This window comes from Leptospira abararensis, from assembly GCF_016918735.1.
GTDB lineage: Bacteria > Spirochaetota > Leptospiria > Leptospirales > Leptospiraceae > Leptospira_A > Leptospira_A abararensis.
The window spans coordinates 22,653-42,414 of record NZ_JAFFPR010000042.1; the positions used below are offsets into that span (position 1 = coordinate 22,653).

21 protein-coding genes are annotated in these 19,762 nt (G+C 38.1%); 9 read left to right on the forward strand and 12 right to left on the reverse strand.

Going from position 1 to position 19,762, the window contains the following annotated elements; genetic code table 11:
• Nucleotides 1-58: 58 nt before the first annotated feature.
• From JWG40_RS12355 to JWG40_RS12370, 4 genes are read left to right on the forward strand one after another with little or no spacing between them, the layout of a single operon-like run.
• On the forward strand, nucleotides 59-907 hold the full coding sequence (locus tag JWG40_RS12355) for a heme/hemin ABC transporter substrate-binding protein (RefSeq protein WP_205286104.1): 849 nt from the start codon (nucleotides 59-61) through the stop codon (nucleotides 905-907).
• Nucleotides 904-1,890 (forward strand): FecCD family ABC transporter permease, encoded by a 987-nt coding sequence (locus JWG40_RS12360; RefSeq protein ID WP_205286105.1) that lies wholly within the window; start codon nucleotides 904-906, stop codon nucleotides 1,888-1,890. The genes JWG40_RS12355 and JWG40_RS12360 overlap by 4 nt, the downstream gene beginning before the upstream one ends.
• Nucleotides 1,887-2,666 (forward strand): heme ABC transporter ATP-binding protein, encoded by a 780-nt coding sequence (locus JWG40_RS12365; RefSeq protein WP_205286106.1) that lies wholly within the window; start codon nucleotides 1,887-1,889, stop codon nucleotides 2,664-2,666. Before JWG40_RS12360 ends, JWG40_RS12365 begins: the two co-directional genes overlap by 4 nt.
• Nucleotides 2,663-3,715 (forward strand): hemin-degrading factor, encoded by a 1,053-nt coding sequence (locus JWG40_RS12370; protein ID WP_205286107.1) that lies wholly within the window; start codon nucleotides 2,663-2,665, stop codon nucleotides 3,713-3,715. The genes JWG40_RS12365 and JWG40_RS12370 overlap by 4 nt, the downstream gene beginning before the upstream one ends.
• Here JWG40_RS12370 and JWG40_RS12375 read toward each other — a convergent pair.
• Nucleotides 3,695-5,227 carry an MASE3 domain-containing protein gene (locus JWG40_RS12375; RefSeq protein ID WP_205286108.1) on the reverse strand — a complete coding sequence of 511 codons (1,533 nt, stop codon included), beginning with the start codon at nucleotides 5,225-5,227 and terminating at the stop codon, nucleotides 3,695-3,697. The genes JWG40_RS12370 and JWG40_RS12375 overlap by 21 nt on opposite strands.
• Nucleotides 5,228-5,319: 92 nt before the next feature.
• Nucleotides 5,320-7,185 carry a 7TM diverse intracellular signaling domain-containing protein gene (locus JWG40_RS12380; protein ID WP_205286109.1) on the reverse strand — a complete coding sequence of 622 codons (1,866 nt, stop codon included), beginning with the start codon at nucleotides 7,183-7,185 and terminating at the stop codon, nucleotides 5,320-5,322.
• Nucleotides 7,186-7,319: 134 nt separating this feature from the next.
• Here JWG40_RS12380 and JWG40_RS12385 point away from each other — a divergent pair, with 134 nt between their 5' ends.
• Complete coding sequence (locus tag JWG40_RS12385) at nucleotides 7,320-7,499, forward strand: YegP family protein (RefSeq protein ID WP_205286110.1); 180 nt, start codon at nucleotides 7,320-7,322, stop codon at nucleotides 7,497-7,499.
• Here the strand turns inward: JWG40_RS12385 and ppnP are convergent.
• Complete coding sequence (ppnP, locus tag JWG40_RS12390; RefSeq protein ID WP_205286111.1) at nucleotides 7,490-7,801, reverse strand: pyrimidine/purine nucleoside phosphorylase; 312 nt, start codon at nucleotides 7,799-7,801, stop codon at nucleotides 7,490-7,492. The genes JWG40_RS12385 and ppnP overlap by 10 nt on opposite strands.
• A 116-nt stretch (nucleotides 7,802-7,917) precedes the next feature.
• On the opposite strand from ppnP, the gene JWG40_RS12395 reads away from it, so the two are divergent.
• Entirely contained in the window at nucleotides 7,918-8,523 is a 606-nt protein-coding gene (locus JWG40_RS12395) for a TetR/AcrR family transcriptional regulator (RefSeq protein ID WP_002974858.1), read from the forward strand.
• Between the two features lie 8 nt (nucleotides 8,524-8,531).
• On the opposite strand, the gene JWG40_RS12400 is transcribed toward JWG40_RS12395, so the two are convergent.
• Nucleotides 8,532-8,999, reverse strand: coding sequence for a PaaI family thioesterase (locus tag JWG40_RS12400; RefSeq protein ID WP_205286112.1), 468 nt, complete (start codon nucleotides 8,997-8,999; stop codon nucleotides 8,532-8,534).
• Nucleotides 9,000-9,093: 94 nt separating this feature from the next.
• On the opposite strand from JWG40_RS12400, the gene JWG40_RS20085 reads away from it, so the two are divergent.
• The gene (locus tag JWG40_RS20085; protein WP_205286113.1) at nucleotides 9,094-9,681 is read left to right on the forward strand and encodes a TetR/AcrR family transcriptional regulator; all 588 of its coding nucleotides are present in this window, start codon (nucleotides 9,094-9,096) and stop codon (nucleotides 9,679-9,681) included.
• 14 nt (nucleotides 9,682-9,695) lie between these two features.
• Here the strand turns inward: JWG40_RS20085 and JWG40_RS12410 are convergent, their stop codons facing one another.
• From JWG40_RS12410 to JWG40_RS12425, 4 genes are all read right to left on the reverse strand, one after another.
• Nucleotides 9,696-9,881 (reverse strand): hypothetical protein, encoded by a 186-nt coding sequence (locus JWG40_RS12410; protein WP_205286114.1) that lies wholly within the window; start codon nucleotides 9,879-9,881, stop codon nucleotides 9,696-9,698.
• 38 nt (nucleotides 9,882-9,919) lie between these two features.
• Nucleotides 9,920-10,543, reverse strand: a complete 624-nt coding sequence (locus tag JWG40_RS12415; RefSeq protein WP_205286115.1) for a helix-turn-helix domain-containing protein — start codon at nucleotides 10,541-10,543, stop codon at nucleotides 9,920-9,922.
• A gap of 553 nt (nucleotides 10,544-11,096) precedes the next feature.
• Nucleotides 11,097-11,975, reverse strand: coding sequence for a ParB/RepB/Spo0J family partition protein (locus JWG40_RS12420; RefSeq protein WP_205286116.1), 879 nt, complete (start codon nucleotides 11,973-11,975; stop codon nucleotides 11,097-11,099).
• A 27-nt stretch (nucleotides 11,976-12,002) separates the two neighbouring features.
• Nucleotides 12,003-12,734, reverse strand: coding sequence for a ParA family protein (locus JWG40_RS12425; RefSeq protein ID WP_205286117.1), 732 nt, complete (start codon nucleotides 12,732-12,734; stop codon nucleotides 12,003-12,005).
• Between the two features lie 807 nt (nucleotides 12,735-13,541).
• Between JWG40_RS12425 and JWG40_RS12430 the strand changes: the two genes are divergently transcribed.
• Nucleotides 13,542-14,123: a helix-turn-helix domain-containing protein gene (locus tag JWG40_RS12430; RefSeq protein ID WP_205286118.1), complete on the forward strand. Its 582-nt coding sequence runs from the start codon at nucleotides 13,542-13,544 to the stop codon at nucleotides 14,121-14,123.
• A gap of 54 nt (nucleotides 14,124-14,177) precedes the next feature.
• Here JWG40_RS12430 and JWG40_RS12435 read toward each other — a convergent pair whose 3' ends face one another.
• On the reverse strand, nucleotides 14,178-14,624 hold the full coding sequence (locus JWG40_RS12435; RefSeq protein ID WP_205286119.1) for a hypothetical protein: 447 nt from the start codon (nucleotides 14,622-14,624) through the stop codon (nucleotides 14,178-14,180).
• 115 nt (nucleotides 14,625-14,739) lie between these two features.
• Here JWG40_RS12435 and JWG40_RS12440 point away from each other — a divergent pair, with 115 nt between their 5' ends.
• Nucleotides 14,740-15,705 carry a YheT family hydrolase gene (locus tag JWG40_RS12440; protein WP_205286120.1) on the forward strand — a complete coding sequence of 322 codons (966 nt, stop codon included), beginning with the start codon at nucleotides 14,740-14,742 and terminating at the stop codon, nucleotides 15,703-15,705.
• Here JWG40_RS12440 and mdoH read toward each other — a convergent pair.
• The 3 genes from mdoH to JWG40_RS12455 are packed head-to-tail and all read right to left on the reverse strand — an operon-like array spanning nucleotide 15,644 to nucleotide 19,669.
• Nucleotides 15,644-17,725 (reverse strand): glucans biosynthesis glucosyltransferase MdoH, encoded by a 2,082-nt coding sequence (mdoH, locus tag JWG40_RS12445; protein WP_205286121.1) that lies wholly within the window; start codon nucleotides 17,723-17,725, stop codon nucleotides 15,644-15,646. The genes JWG40_RS12440 and mdoH overlap by 62 nt on opposite strands.
• Nucleotides 17,722-18,111 carry a hypothetical protein gene (locus JWG40_RS12450; protein ID WP_205286148.1) on the reverse strand — a complete coding sequence of 130 codons (390 nt, stop codon included), beginning with the start codon at nucleotides 18,109-18,111 and terminating at the stop codon, nucleotides 17,722-17,724. Before JWG40_RS12450 ends, mdoH begins: the two co-directional genes overlap by 4 nt.
• Complete coding sequence (locus JWG40_RS12455) at nucleotides 18,095-19,669, reverse strand: OpgD/OpgG family glucan biosynthesis protein (RefSeq protein ID WP_205286122.1); 1,575 nt, start codon at nucleotides 19,667-19,669, stop codon at nucleotides 18,095-18,097. The genes JWG40_RS12450 and JWG40_RS12455 overlap by 17 nt, the downstream gene beginning before the upstream one ends.
• Between the last annotated feature and the right edge of the window lie 93 nt (nucleotides 19,670-19,762).

Consider the following 19,762-nt stretch of genomic DNA (forward strand, 5'->3'; position numbering starts at 1 on the left):
AACTAGTCTCATTCTCTTTTGAGATTGACACTCCCTCCTTTCCTTCAATCCTTGGCCCATGATTCGATTCCATGTAGCAAAAGAAATGGGGATTCTTTGTTTATCCCTTCTCCTCCTCACCTCCCCCGCATCTGCGGAGGCAAACCACCGCATTATCTCTGTAAATGGGACAGTGACTGAAATTATTTACGCGCTGAAATTGGAAAACCAATTGGTTGCTGTTGATTCCACGTCCTACTTTCCGAAACAAGCGGCCACTCTTCCAAACGTTGGGTATCAAAGAACATTAGCTACAGAAGGTATCTTAAACTTTAAACCTACCCAAATTGTTGGCTTAGAATCTGCAGGACCACCGGCAACCATCCAAAACTTAAAAGATGCAGGCATCCCTCTCCAGTTATTCCCAGATGAGTTTAAATTAGAAACTCCAACCAAGCGCGTGTTAGAGATAGGCAAACTTTTCAAAAAAGAAAAGGAAGCAGCTCTATTAGCAAAGACAATCAATGAACAAATTCAAAAACTAAAAATAAACAAAACCAATCTCAAAGTTTTGTTCATTTATTCGAGAAACCCTAGTTCTGTATTTATTTCTGGAACGGGAACTGCAGCACATGCCATGATTGAACTCTCAGGTGCAAAAAATGCGGTAAATGAATTTTCAGAATACAAACCTCTTACAAGCGAAGCATTGATAAAAGCAAACCCGGATATCATCCTTATGCCAGAGAAATCGGCTTTGGGCTTTGGCGGAGAAAAAGCAATTTGGGAAATCAATGGAATGGAATTTACACGAGCAGGGAAAGAAAAGAATCTAATCCTCTTAGACGACCTTCTTCTTTTAGGTTTTGGACCACGGTTACCACTTGCTCTAAAAATTCTAAATGACAAATGGAAACTCATCGAATGAAGAGAAAATGGCTCTTCATTCTTTTTTGTGCCGTCTTTACCATCGTCTCCGCAGTTATATCTTCGTTACTCGGAGCGATGCATATACAGTTGGCAGATTTATTTCACAGTGATAGTATAGAGTCTCGAGTATTTTTTGAACTTAGAGTGCCAAGGATCCTTCTTGGCTTTATGGTAGGAGGATCCTTGGCTTGGTCAGGTGCTTTAGCTCAAGGCCTCTTTCGAAATCCAATCGTTGATCCCGGCCTGATTGGTATTACAGCCGGATGTTCTTTGTTTGCAGCTATTGCCATAGTCCTCGGCGCATCCATTCCATTTTTGCATTCCTTATGGAGTGTTGTTCTCTTCTCATTTTTCGGCGGGATTTCATCCTCATTTATCATTTTCTTTTTTTCTAAGTCAAAGGGTAAAACAGATATCTTTACATTATTACTTTCCGGGATAGCGGTGAATGCCATTTGTATTTCCGCCATTGGAATTTTGAGTTATATTGCGAACGAAGCCCAACTAAGAAATCTTTCTCTCTGGAATATGGGAAGTTTGGGCGGCGCTTCCTGGACCAATCTAAAATCCTTCTCCTGTTTTTTTATTTTTCCAATATTGATCAGTCCCTTCATCGCAAAACAATTGAATGTATTTATCTTAGGGGAACGCGAAGCAAGTCATTTGGGAATATCGACTGAACTTTTGAAAACAATCATCATTCTTCTCATCGGGGTGAGCGTGGGGGCTTGTATCTCGTTAGTAGGAAACATTGGGTTTGTTGGACTTGCAGTCCCACATATTGTCCGTTTAGCGATAGGACAAGATTACAGATATCTACTCATTTCTACTTATCTTTTAGGCGGAGGCCTACTTTGTTTTGCTGATGCGATCTGCAGAGTCATCATCGCCCCTTCCGAAATTCCAGTAGGGATAGCGACAGCCTTACTAGGCTCTCCTTTCTTTCTCAGTTTGATTCGAAAAAGGATGAACCATATATGACAATTGAAGCAATTGACCTAGATTACAGCATAGGTTCCAAACAAATACTTTCGAAAATAGAGCTTAAAATTTGCCCAGGAGAACTTCACGTTCTCATCGGGAGAAACGGAGCTGGCAAATCATCACTCTTCCACATGTTATGCGGCGACTTAACACCGCAATATGGAAATATCTATCTAGACGGAATCGAATTGGCTAAATATTCAAAAAGTCAATTGGCAAAGGTAAGGGCTGTTTTAACACAAGAAACAAACATTACATTCCCCATTAGTTCCGAAGAAGTAATCAGCCTTGGGCGCCATCCTCATAGAATCGATCCTCATAGGGACAGAGATATCGTTCAGACCTGTTTGAAAATCACTGACTCAGAGGAACAGAAGGAACAAAACTATTCGACTTTATCAGGGGGAGAAAAACAAAAAATCAATTTCGGCAGGATCCTCGCCCAAGCCTGGGAAACGCCACCAAGATATATATTTCTTGATGAACCAGTTTCTGCTTTGGACATTCCGAACCAATACAAAACTCTCAATGTATGCAAACATATGACTGAGCAGGGTTATGCAGTCTTTATGATTTTACATGACTTAAACCTCGCCGCTTTGTATGCAGATACAATTACCTTACTTCACAAAGGAAAAATTGTCCAATCTGGCAAACCAAAGGAAGTATTAACTTTAGAAAATTTGGAAACTGCATTCGGCATGAAAGCAAAAATTCTAAATGCACCAGAAGGAAATTTCATCATTCCAGAAATCATAGGAGAACCAATATGAATGAAAACTTAAAACAACAATGGGATACTCTAACCAAAGAAATGCCCAAACTCAGAATTCGAGATGCCGCCAAACATTTAAAAGTAAGTGAAGCAGAACTTCTTGCTACAAAAATTGGTCCATCAGTCAAACTACTAAAACCAGATTGGGCGGGGTTTCTAACGAACACCACAAACCTAGGTTATGTGATGGCCCTTACGAGAAACGAATCATGCGTACACGAAAGAAAAGGTGTCTATAAAAATGTATCTATCAATGGACAAACCGCACTCGCCGTTGGAGAAGATATTGATCTACGTATCTTTCTAAAAGACTGGAAGTATGGCTTTTATGTCGAGGAACCGAAAGAAACAGGAACTGCTCGTAGTTTTCAATTTTTCGACTCCAGAGGAGACGCAGTACACAAAATCTACCAAACAGAAAAATCGACAATGGACGGTTGGGAGTTCACCAAAGGCCAATTTGTTGACGAAGACCAAATCTTCAACACACCATCGCCGGAAACAAAAATCAAAACAGAAACAAATGACCCAAAGCAAATTCCGCAATTTCTCGAAGCATGGAATAAATTAGAAGACACTCACGATTTTTTCTCTTTAATTAGAAAGTTCAATTATTCACGAGAATTTTCACTGAAAGCTGCGAATGGGAAGTTTTCCTTCAGAGTTTCGAAAGAAGATCTATTAAACCTTATGGAAAAAGCAAGCAAACTCGAATTGGAGATAATGATCTTTGTTGGAAACCCAGGTATGATCCAAATCCATACAGGCAAAATACAAAGGTTGGAACCCATGGGCCCTTGGTTCAATGTCCTTGATCCAGAATTTAATCTACATTTGAGAACCGATCAGATTGAATCCGTCTGGATTGTCGATAAACCAACAAAAGACGGCCTCGTCACATCACTGGAAGTATTTGATCATGAGGAAAACCTAATCTTACAAATGTTTGGTAAAAGAAAGCCAGGTATCCCACAATCGGATGTTTGGTTCCAGTTATCACGCGAATACGTAAAAAAAGCAGAGGAACTAAACCCTTCTCTTGTATAAATTATTCGGGAAATTAAGTTTCATCTGAAACCCTTGGGTACCATCAATACTCAAGGTTCCCGCCATTTGTTTTTCTGCTATAATCTTCGCTAAACTTAACCCCAACTTCTTTTGTTTTCCTAAATCAAAGCCAATAGGCAGCCCAACCCCATTGTCTTTATATTCAAAATGGCAAATATCGCCTTCCACAAAAAAAAGAATCAAAATTTCGCCTGCCGTCATACCAGGGAAAGCATATTTGAAACTATTGGAAAGTAACTCCGTAAAAATAAGCCCAAGAGGAACAGCGGTATCCAAAAGCAAAGAACCTTCGCCAACCTGAAATTCAACAGAAATTTCCTTTTCTATAGGAGGGTAACTCTGACGAACTATATCCACCAATGATCCCAAGTATGCAGAAACTTTTATTTCACTTAAATCTTTATTTGCATATAAGTGGTCATGCACTAACGACATGGTTTGAATTTTAATCGAAGTATCTTCAACGATAGATTGAATATTTTTATCGTCCGGAAAATCGGATGCCTGAATCATCAAAATCGAACGAACCAATTGTATTGAATTTTTTGTTCGATGAAAAATTTCAGAAATCAAATTTTCCTTTTCTCGCAAAGACTTCCGTATCATTTCCGCATAGATTTTATTCTCTTCAATTTCCTTAGATAAAAGTTGGTTAGCATGTATTAACTTTTCGTAAGGATCATTGATAGCGGCTATAAATACAGCTTTATAAATTAAATAAAAGGCTCCAATTTTATAAATATGCCCTAAAACATTATAAACATCAAAGACACTAGAATACACAGCAAAAACCATTTCACTAAATATACAGACAATGAAGGCTGACAGGTAATATTGAAGTTGCCTTTTGGAAGTATAAAAATCCGCTTTCCGATATAGGATAAGAGACAAAAAAAGAATCGCAATGATCACATATTCCGCATTTTTCTTAAATGATGTAAGCCCCTTTCCCTTCTCATACGTCTTCGGAATCCACTCATTATAGAAAATCACCAAAAGAAACACTATAACAACCAAAAGAAAGGCAAAGGACATGAGTGTTTTTTCTTTGATTAACTTATACTGCTTGTTTGGCTGAATATAAATTGCGGCTAACAAAACTAATGCGGTTATTCCTCGAGAAAAAATCCAAAACTGAGAGGACTTATTACCTGAATTGGGAGTCACAAAATCGGGCATTCCTGTATAACCCAAAGCATGCATAAAATCGACCAACCCAACTGCAAGAAAACCGACTCCCAGAAACAAGGTATGGGGGTTACGACTTTGCGAGTAGGAATAGTATCCTAAACCAAAGATAGAAAAAGATACGATCACGCTAAAAATTTCAGTAACGTTGTGAAAAACTAAAAAATAACCAATCTCGTACTCACGATAAAAATACTCAGGAAATGTACCAACGAGCAGGAGAGGGAATATAGAAAAAAGTATAACCCAAAAATAAAAACGATTATTATAGAACAAATTGAAATAAAAACTAAGGCTGCGCATTGATTAGCAGGTTATTAGACAAAAAATAGTGGTTTTAGCAAGAAATTATTTTAAAACCGCGGAGAAAGTAAAACATTAAGTAGAGTTTCGATTCATATAATATCGAGAGAGATCAATGTAATATCATCTTTAGAAATTTGTCTCATTCGAGACAAACGATCCAATAAATTCTTATGAAATAATTCCGATGAATCACCCATAATAGAAGATATTTCTGGAAATAATATTGATTCAGGTTCTTCATCAGGCTTTAAATTTTCGTACAATCCGTCCGTAAATATTAAAATCTTATCTGCTTTGTGTAAATCAATCACCCTTTCTTCATATTCAAAAGTGGAACGCACCCCCAGAAGAAGCCCTGGGCATTCGAATGATTCTATTTCTCTATTGCGAATCAATAAAAAAGGTGGGTTCCCCGCAGAACTGAAACATAATTTCATTTGTTCAAAATCTATATAAAAATATGCAGCACTTACAAAACGGGCATGGAGGCTTGTGCAAAGAAAACGGTTCATTGCTGCGATCAATTCTTTTGGCGATTCCTTAAACTCTTTTGCGTTTCGAAAGGCTATCTTTACTGTCGAAGAATCAAGGGCTGCGCTCACACCATGACCAGTCACATCAGCGATTACTAAACCAAATCCGCCAGGGAATTCAAAAAAATCATAAAAATCTCCACCGACATCATAAAGTGGGAAGTAGGATACTTCCATTGACAACCTTGGGTTATCAGGTAATCGATCCGGCAAAATCCGCATTTGAATTTTTCTCGCAGTTTCTAAATCTTTTTTAATCGTCGTTAATTCGTTTTTCGCAACCAAATTTTCTTCCAATAAAAAACGAAGACGCCTACCCAAAGCCAAAGAAAATAAAATTACCTCAAAAGCGGTACCAATTTGCACTCCATACCTACCGAAAGTAGAAAAAGGAATGAGCGAAGCCTTTGTTAGAGAATCAAAAATAACCCCAATAAACAAAGTAAACCAAGCGAGTAAAAAAAACAGCGATGACTTAACTCCACGTCTATAGGAATAGGCACCAGCAGACATAAGCACTAAAAACATATAAGGGAAGGTATAAATAAAGGAAACTTCCATCCAGTTATATGGGATCATAAAAGAAAAGAACGACATAAATCCAAAACCAACTACACTACAAAGGATGAGAAGTTCAAGACGCGGATTTATTTTTTTTAAATTCAAAAAGGAAAGGGAAAAGAGACCTACAAACATCAAGGATGCATTTACGGAGATATACAAGTAAGGCTTGATAGACATCGCCAAATCTGGAACTAGGAGTTGCTTAAAAAAACCACCAAGCAATGAATAGTTGATTCCTAGAGTTGTCAAATACAAACAATAGTAAACGTATGCTTTTTCTCGAACACTAACATAAATCAATAGATTGTATAACAAAAGAGCAAATATAATTCCAAAATAAATTCCATTGGCAACATAATCTCTCTCTATCCGATCAAAAAAAGAATTTATCTTCCAAATGCGAAATGGGGCATTCAGTATTCCTGAGTTTTTTATATGCGAATAAATGATTCTTGTCTCTAAAGGATTCAAAGTTAGTTTGTAGGTTGGATTTCTATGTTGTAGTTCTCTTTCTGCGAAAGCACCAGAGCCATCAAATTTTTTCCAAACTACTTTTCCACCGGCTTCCCAACCTAACAAAACCGTATCGACCCAAGGAGATTCTAATTCTAAAATATAATCCATTGGTTCATTGTCTAGATTGACCACGTCAAATTTTACCCAGACAGAAGGTTTCCAATACCCAAAATGGTATTTCATTTCATGAGCTTTTGACCAAACCGCGTCTCCTGCGAGAATTTGATCTAAGGTTTTGGTTTCAAAAGTATATTGGATGGGAGGACGTTCGGGATACTTATTGGCACAGGAGATAAAAAAAAGAACGATAAGAAATAAATTAATTCTGCGAATTAGGATCATCGGCAAGTAACGGGTCTAATGCCACTGTTGGGAAAGATAACATCCCCTGAAATTCAAATTCCAAATTACCTAGAAAACGTATTGCCAAAAACCCTAAAGAAGTGATATTCATGGCAAATCAAGGAGATAGGTTTATGTCAGCAAAATTTGAAATTTACAAAGACAAAGCAGGTGAATTCCGCTTTCGCCTCAAAGCATCCAACGGGGAAATCATCGCATCTAGCGAAGGTTATTCTTCCAAACAAGCCTGTGAAAACGGCATTAACTCAGTGAAGGCTAATGCCGAAGCTGCGGAAATCGTTGATCAAACGTAAGAGCAACAATAGTCTGTTACAGTTTGGATTTTTAATTTAAACTTGGATCCAGCAGGGACTTCGAATACAGACTGACCATCGATTTGAAGCCATGTTTCGGATCCAGGCAATAAGACGGATAGTTTTCCAGACAGAATTTCCATAATTTCTTTTTGGTCGGTTCCAAATTCATACTCTCCGGGCATCATAATTCCCAAAGTTTTCTTTTCCCCGTTGGGGAATAAGACCGTGCGGCTGGTGACTTTCCCGTCAAAGTAGATGTTGGCTGGTTTTAGTACTGTTACGGATACAAATGAGCTCATACAGACCAAAAACCGGATCGCCTCGAGACTTCCAAGTGAATTCCAATTCCTAGATCTCTTTGATTTGGCATTAAAAAGTGTTTGCGAAATTCGAAAGTACCAGAACGGTGAAGCCAGTGCCCATAAAGACCTCACAGAAATCAGAGAACAAAAAGCAACAAGCTAGGGAGAAATCCATCGAAAGGATCCTGTCCTCAGCCATAGCTTTATTCGCAAAACATGGGTTCTCTCAAACCACCATGGAAATGATTGCCAACCATGCAAAAATTTCCAAGGGCCTTGCTTATAATTATTTCAAAAGCAAGAACCAAATTTTTGAACAAATCATTGATACTCACCTAGCCAAACAAGAGAAATTCTACAAAACCATCCCCCCTAACCTATCTGCCAAAGAATATGTAAGGGAATTTTTCAATCGTTCGATCCAATTTGCGAAAGAAGAAAGAAAAACCATGGTTTTGATTTCTGTATGCCTTTTCCAACCCGGATCTGTCTCACTTTCAAAAAAGATGGTAGAAAATGTGGAAAAAAGATTTGCCCCTTTTAAAGAGGCAATGAGAGAACGATTCAGATCTTATGGGATAAAAGAACCTGACAAGGAAATGATCCTTATCAAAACCTTTCTCCATGGCGTAATCATGAGCCAACATTTTAATGATACAACCACATGTACTCCTACAATCATCGAAATGGTTCTAGAACGATACGATTACAAAAACTAAGTCACTCCTTATTCCCCGCCAGGAATTTTTAAAATAAGAAGATTTGTTGTGGCTGTTGCCAAAAGTTTTTCTTTTTCAGTTCGCATCTCGCCTATCATATGAATGGTAGAAAATCCCTTTGCTTCCACAGAAGCCTTCACAATCACTCGTTGGCCCGCCGCCACTCCCCGAATGTATTGAATATTCATATCTATTGTGGTTGTGGGACGTTTTGCCACCAGGTAACTAAGAGGGCCAAAAGCATTGTCAAAGGCAGCTGCAATTACACCACCTTGCATCATACCCATGGGATTGGTTTGGTCTTCTGAAACAGGGAAGGCAACGGTAATACTTTTCCCTTTAGTGTATGATAAAATTTCTGCTTTCATTGCGACAAAAATCGGTGGAGGAACGGTAATTTTTCTTCCTCCATGATTGAAATTCGTTGTCATCTCTTCTAAGATTTTTTGAGTTTCTTCGGTTGTAAGTGTTTGCATAAAACAACCTCCATATGTTACCAATAGTAACATTATTTGGTTTTTATTCAAGAAAAAATGTTGCCATCGGTAACTTAATCATCAGGTTTATATTGTGAAGCGAGTTTCTTACCATCATGGTGATTTAAAAAATTCAATCATCAAATCTTGCCATAAATTATTACAAAAAAAAGGTGCTTTCGATTTCTCTCTCAGAGAAGTGGCGACTCTTTCCGGAGTCTCTCATGCAGCAGTTTACAGACATTTTCAAGACAAGGAAGAAGTTTTAGAAATCCTATCTTCCATTGGATTTGATCGACTAGGTTCTCTACAAAAAAAAATACCACAAATTACAGGAAATCCCGACGAATACTTTGTGAAATTAGGTTTGGTTTACATTCAGTTTGCTGTTAAAAATCCTAATTACTACCGCCTCATGTTTCAGACAAAAAGATTTAAGGAATCTTCCATCTTAAAACGATCAAAATTAAAATCCTACGCAATTTTAGTTCGCGGATGCAGGTTTTATTTAAAAGCAAAACGCCGAAAAGACAATCACAGAAGCTTTGCTCTTATGGCTTGGTCTTTGGTCCACGGTTATAGCAATTTATGTATAGAAACTGATTTCCCCGAAACAGAGAGTAAAACTTTAAAAAAATCTAAAATGGAAATGGCAGAAGATATCTTACGTTTTGCAATATAAAAAACTCTTTTTGGCTATAGTTTGAGTACTTCGAACTTTTCCAAAAATTCAGATTTTTCTCTGACAAACTTCATGGGATTTTCCTTACCATATTCACAGTAAAACATCATCTGTTGTCCATCATTTGCATTGGTACAATTTTTTGCTTCATCCAATTTAAGATATAAATTCCCAGTTTTTTTATGTTTATAAACTAACATACAAACCTACTTTTTTTCGGAACAAAATTTTAAAGTGATCAAATGCATTGGATAGGTAACTTCCATAAGGGAGTATTGTTTTGGGTTTCCATCCAATTTTTCCAAATCAAACCCAAGGCTCCTTGTAAGGACTCTGGTGAAGAAAGATTGGCAATCTGGTTGTGGGTGGATTTTGATAGAGTGGTTTCACTCCAAGTTTTGAACTCTTCCCATGGGTTTTTCTTTTGTAATTTATTTTGTACCTCTAATGTACTAATAAAAGAAGGCTGAAATTTTTCCAAACCTGCATTGGATTTTCCGGCATGACGGACTTGGAGTGTTCCAACGGTTTTCTTTAAAACCTGGGTTGGATTTTTTTCCAAGGAATCTTTTTCAACAGTTACTTCCTTGTTCATAGGATTTGAAAAAAGTGGTCGCAAATACCTTCTTCTGCCATCAAACCCAGTTTGTTCTAAAAGACCGAGTTTTTTTAAAGAGGTGATCAGTCTGGAAATTGTGTCCATTTTGAGACCAAGAACTTCACCAAAATAACGATTGGATGCAAAACATCCCCCTTTATCGTGCAGAGATACAATTTCTGCATACAATTTGGTTTGGCTATGCGAGAGATTCAATTTCTCGATCCAAACGGGAATCCAAATTCCTGTTCGAGTTGTTTTCATTTTAGGTTCCTTCTTCCAAACGAACACATCTCCGGCTACGAGCGTTTGGTAGTTTTTTGCCAATACACCAAAGGTGCATCTCCCCTACCCTACTTAGGAAAGTTTGTTTTTGTTTGAGACAAACCTTCGGTCAAATTAGAGAAGAGAAAGTTTGGAAGTTCTTACGAACGTCCTTTCGGAACTTTTTTTAGAAATTCCGGTTTGAACAATGACGGCATTGTGGTAGAGCCGTGTCCGGTTGTGTGACCCGAACGTTCCCCATATGTACAAGTTTAAAATTTTCGTCAAGACAAAAATGGGACATAATTCTGGCACTGTCTCATTAGGGTAGAGATTCTGGAAATTTGGGATTTGGGATTTGGGATTTGGGATTTGGGAGGGAAAATGGCCCCGGGTCGCTACCACACTTCCCAGGGCTTTTATTGTTCAACCCGGTTAAGGATTAAGAACAATCTAGCCTGTCTTGGAATGGAGTACAAGTTTTTTTCTTCTTCTTTATTAAAAAAAGGGAGATTTAATGAACGTCCCCAAAATTTGCAAAATTTAAAAGGGGTTATTTTTTGAACTTGCGGATGGTTTCTTCTAGGATCGTTTTTTCGTTTTGGAGCAAAGAAATTTTTTCCTTAATTTTGAGGAGTTTGTTTTTTAGATCTTTCAGTTCTAAGTTACTAAGTTTTGGTTTTGTTTGTTTAGGTTTGTTTGGTTTTAACGGACGAACAAAGTCTCTTAGTTCATTTCGGGAAGGGAAGTCGCCTTTTTTTTCTAATCCTTTGATTAGATAGTCGATGGCCTTTTTTCTATTAGGCACATCAAGTGGGGCAATTTCAGTGAACAAACTTGTAGGAATTTGGAAGATGGGATGGTTTTTGTCGGTGGTTGTATTATTGGTCGTTTCTTTTAAAATTTCTGCATGAGCAATTTTTGTTTTTACCCATTGCCCAGATTTATTGATACGTTTTGCCAATTGTTCGTTGGTTTCTTTGTGTCTGTTTTTTAACTCTTGGAGAGAAAGAGCCAGGTCCGATTCCGAAAGGTCCTCGCGCTGTAAATTTTCAACCAGTTTGATTTCTGGCAATTTGGAGATATCTATTTGTTCTACGTTTTTTACGATCGCAAGAATGGTTTTTCTTTTTAGAAGTTTGTGCGCTCGGAAACGCCTTTCTCCATTAATGAGTTCATATTTGCCTGCTTTTTTTCTTACGACAATTGGCTGTAAAAGTCCGTATTGGGAGATGGATTCGGCAAGTTCTCGTATGGTAGATTCATTGAATGTTTTCCGTGGGTTGTTTTCGGTTAGAATTTGGTCAACGGGAATATCTGTCGCATTGTGGTTTGATGTCCCTTCTTCTTTTAGAAAAGGATTTAAGGAAGAGGTTCTTGCGGTAGCCCTAGAAAGGATGTCAGCTGGGTTATAGTTTGCTTTGTTTTTCATGTTTTTGGTTAGGTACGCCGGCGTACTTTATTTCAGTTTCTCCGCTAAAGTTTCGAAAGCTTTCCATGGAGCACTTCCTTCTTGTAGAGGTTTTCCAGTTTCTGTACGGTCCCGAATGCTGTCATTTTTTGGGATCGGTTCTAGAATTTTTAACGTTTTTATCGTGTTTAGTTTCTCGAGAAGATCCATTTGTTTTTGGGAAGTCCCCCACTGAGAGGGTAGGATCATAACCGATTTTTTTTTGGATTGTTCGTCAAACCTTTCTGCTTCATCAACTTTTTTGAGTACTTGTGCAACAGTTCTAACAGCCCATTTGGAAGGTGTCACTGGAACAATAATAATGGAGGCTGGAAGGTAAGAAACAATGTTTTCTGATGAACCTGAGCCGGGAGTGTCTATGACTACGTAGTCGTATTTGGCTTTTAGTAAAATATTCTTTAGTCTTGGGATCATTGAGAAGTCTTTTGAAGCTAGATAACTTAAGTCAGAAAGTTCGATGATTGATGGTAATACGTCAATGTTGTTTGAGGGTTTGACGGATTCGGCGAGTGTAGTTTCGGCGTTTAAAACAGAAAGAGTATTTCCAGAATCAAAAAACTCTACTGGTTCTTCGGGGAAAAAGAAATCGGAAAGATCGGCTTGGGGATCCATATCTATGGCCAAGGTAGATCCTTTTTTGGATAGAGCTAGGGCCAGATGGATGGCAGTAGTGGATTTGGAAGTTCCGCCTTTGATATTGGCAACTGTAATGATCTTCATTGCAAAAATGAGTTTGCGAATGGTGCATCTTGGTGCAATTAAAAATCAAAATCTGGATTATTTTTTAAAAAGTACGCCGGCGTACCTAGCCTTCTAGATAATCTTTGGGTATACTGTAATAAATTTTGATGTAAATTCTCTTTATCAGAAAAACTGTGCGCAAAGGATCGGAGCGGAAATCCTTTCCTGAAGGGAAAGATTGCAGCGGAGAGCCTGGTTGTTTTACTTTGGACAGGGAAACTGGCGGGCATTCGATGCGCCCAAAAATTCCCTTGGTTTTTATTTTAGGCCTTAGAGAAAAAATCCTTGTACTTTATTTGCGGATTGTTACACTGATCTTAACCCCTTTAACCGGGTGATGTAAACTCTCTGGATTGTGTGGAAGCAGTTCAGAGAGACTTCTCTCCCATTTTCCTTCCTTGGTTTTTCCCAAAAAAGATCCCCTACTCCCAAAAGAACTTTTACTTTTTAAATTACCTACTCGGTTTGGTGGCTTAGATTTTAGCATCGTATCTTAATGGGGTGATTTAGGTATGGAATTATGTCACATTAAAACTTGACAGAAAATGGAATCTAGTGCTAATAGAGATAGGGTAGGGGAGGTGTCTCCATACCCGAAAGCGGTCTTCCACAATTTATACCGCTTATATACATCACCTGGAATTCAAAAGAATTCCAAATAGGACGTTCGTTAGAACTTCCAAAGATTTTGTAACAGCACCGAAGGTTTGTCTTTCAGTTGTTACATATCCAAAGAAAGAAAACTTTTTTGGAAGCCGAAGGCTTGTGTTGGTCACAAGGGGTCGTATGAGTGAATCAAAGAGAACGGGCGTTTGGGTCGCCCAATGGATGGAGGATTTGGGGCTTACACCGAATCAGACAAAGTTATTTGCAGAGATTGTTTCTTTGCATGTTAAAGGTGGATGTTTTGCCTCGAATGAATATTTGGGAGCGGTGTTAAGGTTGAAGCGAGATACAGTATCTCGTTTGGTGTCCCAATTAAAAAAGAAAGGGCTGCTGAAGCAAACTAGGTTCGATGGTAGGAAACGATTTTTAAAACCTGAGTTGCCTGGTGCCGAATCTGGGTTGGATCTTAGTCATAAGAAAGAGTTGATTCCTGGGCCTCCGGTAACATCCCGAATAGGAAATACATCCAAACCTGAGTCTTGTGTGAAGCCGAAGCCTTCTTTTAAATACGAAGTACATACAAATATACAAAAGAGTGTTTTGAAAAAAGATAAGGATGCAGATTGGGAAGAATTTTTGCGATGGAGTGAAAAGAGGTTATCCTTCTCTACGAGGTTTGTCCTTTCTCAAATCAGAGGTCCTGAAGCTTTGAGCGGTCTCCAACTTTCTTATTGGGAACGTTGGAAGGCAAACCCATCGTAGTTTTTACATCGGTGTTAAATGGTTATTTGCAAACACCGAAAGGATTTTTCGGTTTTATTTAATTTGAGTAAGGTCTTGGCGAAATTGTTTTCGTCCACCTGGGTATTCGATGATGTAGAGACACTGGCAAGTTTCCCAGGCAGGGCTTGCAAAAAAATAGCTCCCACTTTCGGTTTGGCAGGAATCTTGTTTGGGTTTGATTTTGTGAGCGGAAATCAGGCGGACGAGATCTTTAACTTCTGTTTCGTCAAGTTGAATTGATTCTTGTTCTAGTAGGATGGAGGTAAGTTTTGGGGAAGTGGAGAGGAGGTTTGTTGCATTGACACAAGTGCTTCTTCTCATTGCAAGGCTACCCGATTCTATGGCGTTTTGGCTTGCTTTTGCAGAAACGGCGGCATAAAAGACTTCCATGTTATCTTGAGTTCTCCATTCGGATTTTAGTGGCGTATAACTTTGGCAGGCGATTGAAAATAAAAGAATCAGGGGAATTGTAAATTTCATGGTTTTAATCCTTTCCGTGCTTGAAGTTTTGTTAATTGAAGCCCTATAGAAGGCAGCTCGTCTAGGATAATTTATTGAAAATATTTCTAATTTAAGGAAACTAGGGTGATCGCTTATGAGTCTTTTTAAACCCTTACCCTTTTTTTCTGGAGCCATGGTTCAGTCTTTTATGGCTTCCTTTAAATCCAAATCAGACAAACGGTATGGGCATTCCATTGGAGGAGAGTGGAGGTTGGTCAAAGCTAAAGACGGTACAACACTTCTTGCTCGTGTCCACGAAGTACCGCAGTCCAAAGGACTTGTTGTGTTGGTTCATGGATGGGAAGGTAGCATTCATTCTAGTTATATTGTTAGAACCACAAGATTTTTTTTGAAAAAAGGATTCTCGGTTTATCGGTTAAATTTAAGAGACCATGGGGATACACACCATCTTAATGAAGGTATCTTTAATGGGAGTTTGCTTCCAGAAACATACGAAGCGGTCAAAGAACTTGTTAAAACTTTTAGTTCTAAGGGCCCAGTGTTTTTGGCGGGATTTTCTTTGGGTGGAAATTTTGTTTTGCGAATGGCGGCTCGTCACTCTCTTTCAAAAGTGGCTGACCAAATTCCTGGATTAAAACATTGTTTTGCCTTTAGCCCGGCTTTGGATCCGAAAAGGGCAACAATTAAGATGGATGAACATCCTTTTTTGCGTAAGTATTTTTTGAATTCATGGAAGTCGTCTCTTATTAAAAAAGCGAATTTGTTTCCCCACTTGTATTCCTTTCATGATTTGGATGATTATCAATCGGTGATGCATCTAACGGAAAAAATGGTAAGGGAGTTCTCTCATTTTTCATCTGTGGATGAGTATTTTGATTCCTATACTTTGAATGATTTATTTTTTAAATCAATCCGAATTCCAACAACCATTCTGACTTCTATGGATGATCCAGTCATCCCTTGGAAGGAATTTGTAGAGATCCCTCCCTCCTCCTATCTAGAAGTTGTGATTGAGTCGAAAGGGGGACATTGTGGGTTTATCGAAGATTTGAATCGTTCTTCTTATTATTGGAAATTAATGGAAAAAAAGATGGGTTGATTTCTTCCCAAATGGTAACCCAATACTTTGCCCAATCCGATTTTCTAGATGTCCAAAATTTTGAATAGAAGGAGTCTAATAACTCTCTGTTTGATAAAATTTTCAAAAGTGATTTTCTTGCTAGAGAATCGGGCCCTTGTTTTAATAAAATATCGAGATCCTCTTCCGTAGATTTAGGGAGTTTTGATTGGTATAGTTTGTTCCCCTGGAGTTGTTTGTGTCTGTTATGAAATGTCGGGTGTACTAATGCAAAAAAGAATTCACGACCTTCGATATAATTATTTTTGTGTGATATGGATTCTTCTTCTAAACGAGAGATTAAATTTGTATTAGGTTTCCAAAAAGAAGGATCTAGTATTTTATTTAGTGGTTTTCGTTCCTTGCCTGTGAAGATCACCAAAGGAATAGATAATATCCAGCCGATCCAGATAGGCATCGTCAGGAGAAATAACATGGTCGAATGAGTGTAACTTATGTAAGCGCAAGCAAGGCCAAGAATGGTCACTCCAAAAAAAGAAGAGAGTATGTAAGAGATATTGTATCCTGAATCGGCATCTCGGTTTTGCGGTCCCCAGGTGATGCGTTTGTTTAGTAGGATAGAAAATACAAAGATACTATGGTAGATCATGTAGATCGGAGCGATGAGTACCGAAAATGTTGTTTCCAATAGGAAGGTAGGGAATTTTTTTAAAATTTCTACTACGGGAAGACTTATAAAACTAAGTACTCTGGGTAAAAACAGCAATAGTAAAGATAGGTATAAAAGTTTTATATAAAGTGGATCGTAAATTTGTGATTTGAAGAATTCATATTCTTCGGGTAACATGGAATAATTCAAATATTTGTTGTCTTCCAGATAATTCCATAAACTTAAAATAATATAACACATCCAGATAGGTGAATTGAGATAAGAAAGAATACCATTTAGAATATGGATCCGATTGATAAATGGAATTTTTTTGCCGAATAAAAACCAGAAATGTTGTAAGTTCCCTTGACACCAACGTTGGTCACGTTTGAGAGCATCAATGATGTTAGGTGGATTTTCTTCATAACTTCCCTCTAACTCATACGCACTTAAAACATCAAAACCTGCTTTTCGCATAAGAGCCGCTTCTACTGTATCGTGGCTTAAAATTTTACCTCCAAGGCCACCGTATTCCGGAAGGTGGGGGAGTGCACAATGTTCCATGAATGGTTTGACTCGTAAGATGGCATTGTGTCCCCAGTATCCTGAAGAATTGATTTGCCAAAAACTAGCTCCTTTTAAGAAAAAAGGGCTGAAAAGATAGGATGAAAATTCTGTTAATTTCTGGAAAAGGGTAGTGGTGCGAAAAATTTTGGTACTGGATTGAATGATACCTGCCTTTGGATTTTTTTCCATATTGGCAATGAGTTGGATGATGAGTTCTCCAGAGACAAGGCTATCGGCGTCCAGGACAACCATGTATTTGTATTTTTTCCCCCATCTTCTACAGAAGTCTGCGATGTTCCCACTTTTCCCGTTTAGATTACTTTTTCGTCTGCGGTAGTGGAAGTTATGGAAGTTATTTGTAGATTCACATAACTCCATGTAGGCGGCTTCTTCCTTGATCCATTTTTCCGGTGTTCTTGTATCACTAAGGATAAAGAAATCGAGTTTTGGTAATTTGTAAATTTTTTCTACGGACTCAAAAATAACTTTGATTCTAGAGAATATAGAGATTTCGTTTTCCTCGTAAACGGGCATTACAACAGCAACGTGAATGGATTCAAAAGCAGGGAAATCCAAATCTTCTTTCGGAATTTGTTTTGCTTTTAGGAGAGGGTCTCCATTTTTTTTTAGCGACAACAAAAATCCAAAGAAGGATGTACTTGCCCCATAGGATAACATTGGCAAAAGAAAAATAAGTGTGATGAATTGGTAGTATTCGGTGATCTCAATTCCTCGAAAAGAAATGATTTCAATAAATAAACTAAATCCCCAGATCACTGGGATAATGAACGTAAGAAAGAATAAAGTGCGCTGGATTTGGATCATAACAACCTGAATATAATTAAGTAATAGAGAAGGCTCCAAAGAAAGATGGATACAATGACGAATACTGGTTTTAAGGAACCAACAATGGATTGTTTTGTTTTTTTTGTGTCTCGTTTCCATCCGGCGGAATGGGGAATCATCGATCCGAATTGCCAAGATCTGTCGGCTATTGGCAGTAGGTATGTTAATCCAATTTCTTTAGTTTGTAAGTAATTTTCCCAAAGTTTCCAATCCTTCGGAAACGATCGTTCCAGAGAGGAGGACGTAAAAAAGTCATTTAAGATTTCCGCAATCCTGTATTCATTGTGGATTCCGCTAAGGATTAAATAGGTGCGAGTTCTCTCGCTAAATTCGTTCATATAATCTGTGTTATTTGGATAGTCCATCGCGATACATCCAGGTTTCAGTAATTCTTCGGTTTTCATTTTCCAGGAAAACTATCCAGTCAGATTCGTCTATCGACGCGGGATACCAGATTTGCAAACGCCACTGTTCAAGCTCTGATATTTTCTCTATTTTGTAACGAATTTGATCGGGTGGAATTTTGTTATTTTTGATAATCGCTTTCAACACTGTTTTTCGATCTAAAGATTTGAGATCATCACCTGTGAAGTAAAGTGTGAAGACTTTTTCTTTTGGGAAAAGTGGGTCTACACCTCTGTAAAATGCAGAGGCTTTTCCTAACGTATGGTGTTTTGGAGATTTTTCCGTATAATGGAGTGTATATTGGAACTCATAACCTTCGTTTAAATTGGGTGGGACGGCGGGTTCCCAAAAAGTAGTCACATTGTCGTCTGAATCTAAATTAGTTGTGAATTCGAGTAAGTATAAATTTCCTTTTCCCCAATCACCTTTTGGTTCTACCCAAACACTTGGCCTTAAGTGGTATTTGAGTTTTTCATCTTGGTAACTTTTGAATTTACGATCTCTTTGGATCAGTCCATATCCTAGAGGTGAATCTAATGAAATTCTTGTTAGCTGAGTTTTTTTCGGATTAATCAGAGGTCTCCATTCCCATTCACCTATTTTGTTTAGTGTGAGTAGGCCATCAGAGTCATGTACTTCGGGATGAATGTTTCCTAATATGGGATTGTCCGATTCTCCATATAAATACATAGAAGTAATCGGAGCGAATCCGAGACGTTTGATTTTTTTGCGAAGATAGATTTTGGCTCGTACGTCAATGGTCGTGATTTCCCCTGGTTTTACTATAAATTCATAGGAACCAACTACAGATTCGCTATTCATGATGCTATAGATCGTAATGGCACTGTCTGTTTTTTGGGGTCGTTTGATGTAGAAACTTTCGAAGATAGGAAATTCTTCTTTGTCTTTTGGGCCTGTATTGATAGCAAGTCCTCTTCCAGATAACCCGTAGACTTGGCCTTTGGAAATTGCTCTGAAATAGGAGGATCCTTGAAAGACTAAAAATTCCTCTAAAGCCTCTTTTTGATTGATTGGATAATGGACACGAAAGCCGGTATAATGAAGGTTTTTGGTTAGTTCCGTGAATGAGTCTGTGAGAGGTAGGTCGCCGAAATTAAAACGAGAGGCATCATAAGGAATCTCAACTGGTTTTTCATTGATCACCTCAAAAATTCGAATTCCGTTGCTGTAGATATGGCCTGGATGAAAGAAGTGGAGTTGGTAGGGCAGGGCAAGATTTTTCCAAATGGCTACATCTGGTTTGTACTCGATTTGTCTATATTCATCGAAACTAATCCCGTCAAGGCCTGGAATTTTATATTCAGGAGTTGGAGAGAATTTGGACTTTAATTTTTCTTTTGCAATCAAGTCGGCGCTATGAAAATCGAAAACTTCCGTGGGAGTGGATATCGCCATCAAAGTTGCAATTTTATTTAGGGTCAGATCGTTTTTTCGAATGATGATCATGACGCACAATACCAAGGCAATGAGTGCAAGATATATGTTCAATTTCTTCATAGGGTAATGATTATTAAACAATCTATTGGGTCACGTAAATATTCTAGTGTAGCATTTTTGCCTCACTAAACATGGATTAAGCAAGAGGGACCT

Excerpts from the sequence above, each read along its gene's own strand:
- JWG40_RS12450 (WP_205286148.1), bottom strand. The coding sequence starts at position 18,111 with ATGGACTATCCAAATAACACAGATTATATGAACGAATTTAGCGAGAGA.
- JWG40_RS12415 (WP_205286115.1), bottom strand. The coding sequence starts at position 10,543 with ATGAAAACAACTCGAACAGGAATTTGGATTCCCGTTTGGATCGAGAAA.
- JWG40_RS12380 (WP_205286109.1), bottom strand. The coding sequence starts at position 7,185 with ATGATCCTAATTCGCAGAATTAATTTATTTCTTATCGTTCTTTTTTTT.
- JWG40_RS12370 (WP_205286107.1), top strand. The coding sequence starts at position 2,663 with ATGAATGAAAACTTAAAACAACAATGGGATACTCTAACCAAAGAAATG.
- JWG40_RS12375 (WP_205286108.1), bottom strand. The coding sequence starts at position 5,227 with ATGCGCAGCCTTAGTTTTTATTTCAATTTGTTCTATAATAATCGTTTT.
- JWG40_RS12385 (WP_205286110.1), top strand. The coding sequence starts at position 7,320 with ATGTCAGCAAAATTTGAAATTTACAAAGACAAAGCAGGTGAATTCCGC.
- JWG40_RS12455 (WP_205286122.1), bottom strand. The coding sequence starts at position 19,669 with ATGAAGAAATTGAACATATATCTTGCACTCATTGCCTTGGTATTGTGC.
- JWG40_RS12410 (WP_205286114.1), bottom strand. The coding sequence starts at position 9,881 with ATGTTAGTTTATAAACATAAAAAAACTGGGAATTTATATCTTAAATTG.
- JWG40_RS12430 (WP_205286118.1), top strand. The coding sequence starts at position 13,542 with ATGAGTGAATCAAAGAGAACGGGCGTTTGGGTCGCCCAATGGATGGAG.
- JWG40_RS12440 (WP_205286120.1), top strand. The coding sequence starts at position 14,740 with ATGAGTCTTTTTAAACCCTTACCCTTTTTTTCTGGAGCCATGGTTCAG.
- mdoH (WP_205286121.1), bottom strand. The coding sequence starts at position 17,725 with ATGATCCAAATCCAGCGCACTTTATTCTTTCTTACGTTCATTATCCCA.
- JWG40_RS12435 (WP_205286119.1), bottom strand. The coding sequence starts at position 14,624 with ATGAAATTTACAATTCCCCTGATTCTTTTATTTTCAATCGCCTGCCAA.
- JWG40_RS12420 (WP_205286116.1), bottom strand. The coding sequence starts at position 11,975 with ATGAAAAACAAAGCAAACTATAACCCAGCTGACATCCTTTCTAGGGCT.
- JWG40_RS12400 (WP_205286112.1), bottom strand. The coding sequence starts at position 8,999 with ATGCAAACACTTACAACCGAAGAAACTCAAAAAATCTTAGAAGAGATG.
- JWG40_RS12425 (WP_205286117.1), bottom strand. The coding sequence starts at position 12,734 with ATGAAGATCATTACAGTTGCCAATATCAAAGGCGGAACTTCCAAATCC.
- JWG40_RS12365 (WP_205286106.1), top strand. The coding sequence starts at position 1,887 with ATGACAATTGAAGCAATTGACCTAGATTACAGCATAGGTTCCAAACAA.
- ppnP (WP_205286111.1), bottom strand. The coding sequence starts at position 7,801 with ATGAGCTCATTTGTATCCGTAACAGTACTAAAACCAGCCAACATCTAC.
- JWG40_RS12360 (WP_205286105.1), top strand. The coding sequence starts at position 904 with ATGAAGAGAAAATGGCTCTTCATTCTTTTTTGTGCCGTCTTTACCATC.
- JWG40_RS12355 (WP_205286104.1), top strand. The coding sequence starts at position 59 with ATGATTCGATTCCATGTAGCAAAAGAAATGGGGATTCTTTGTTTATCC.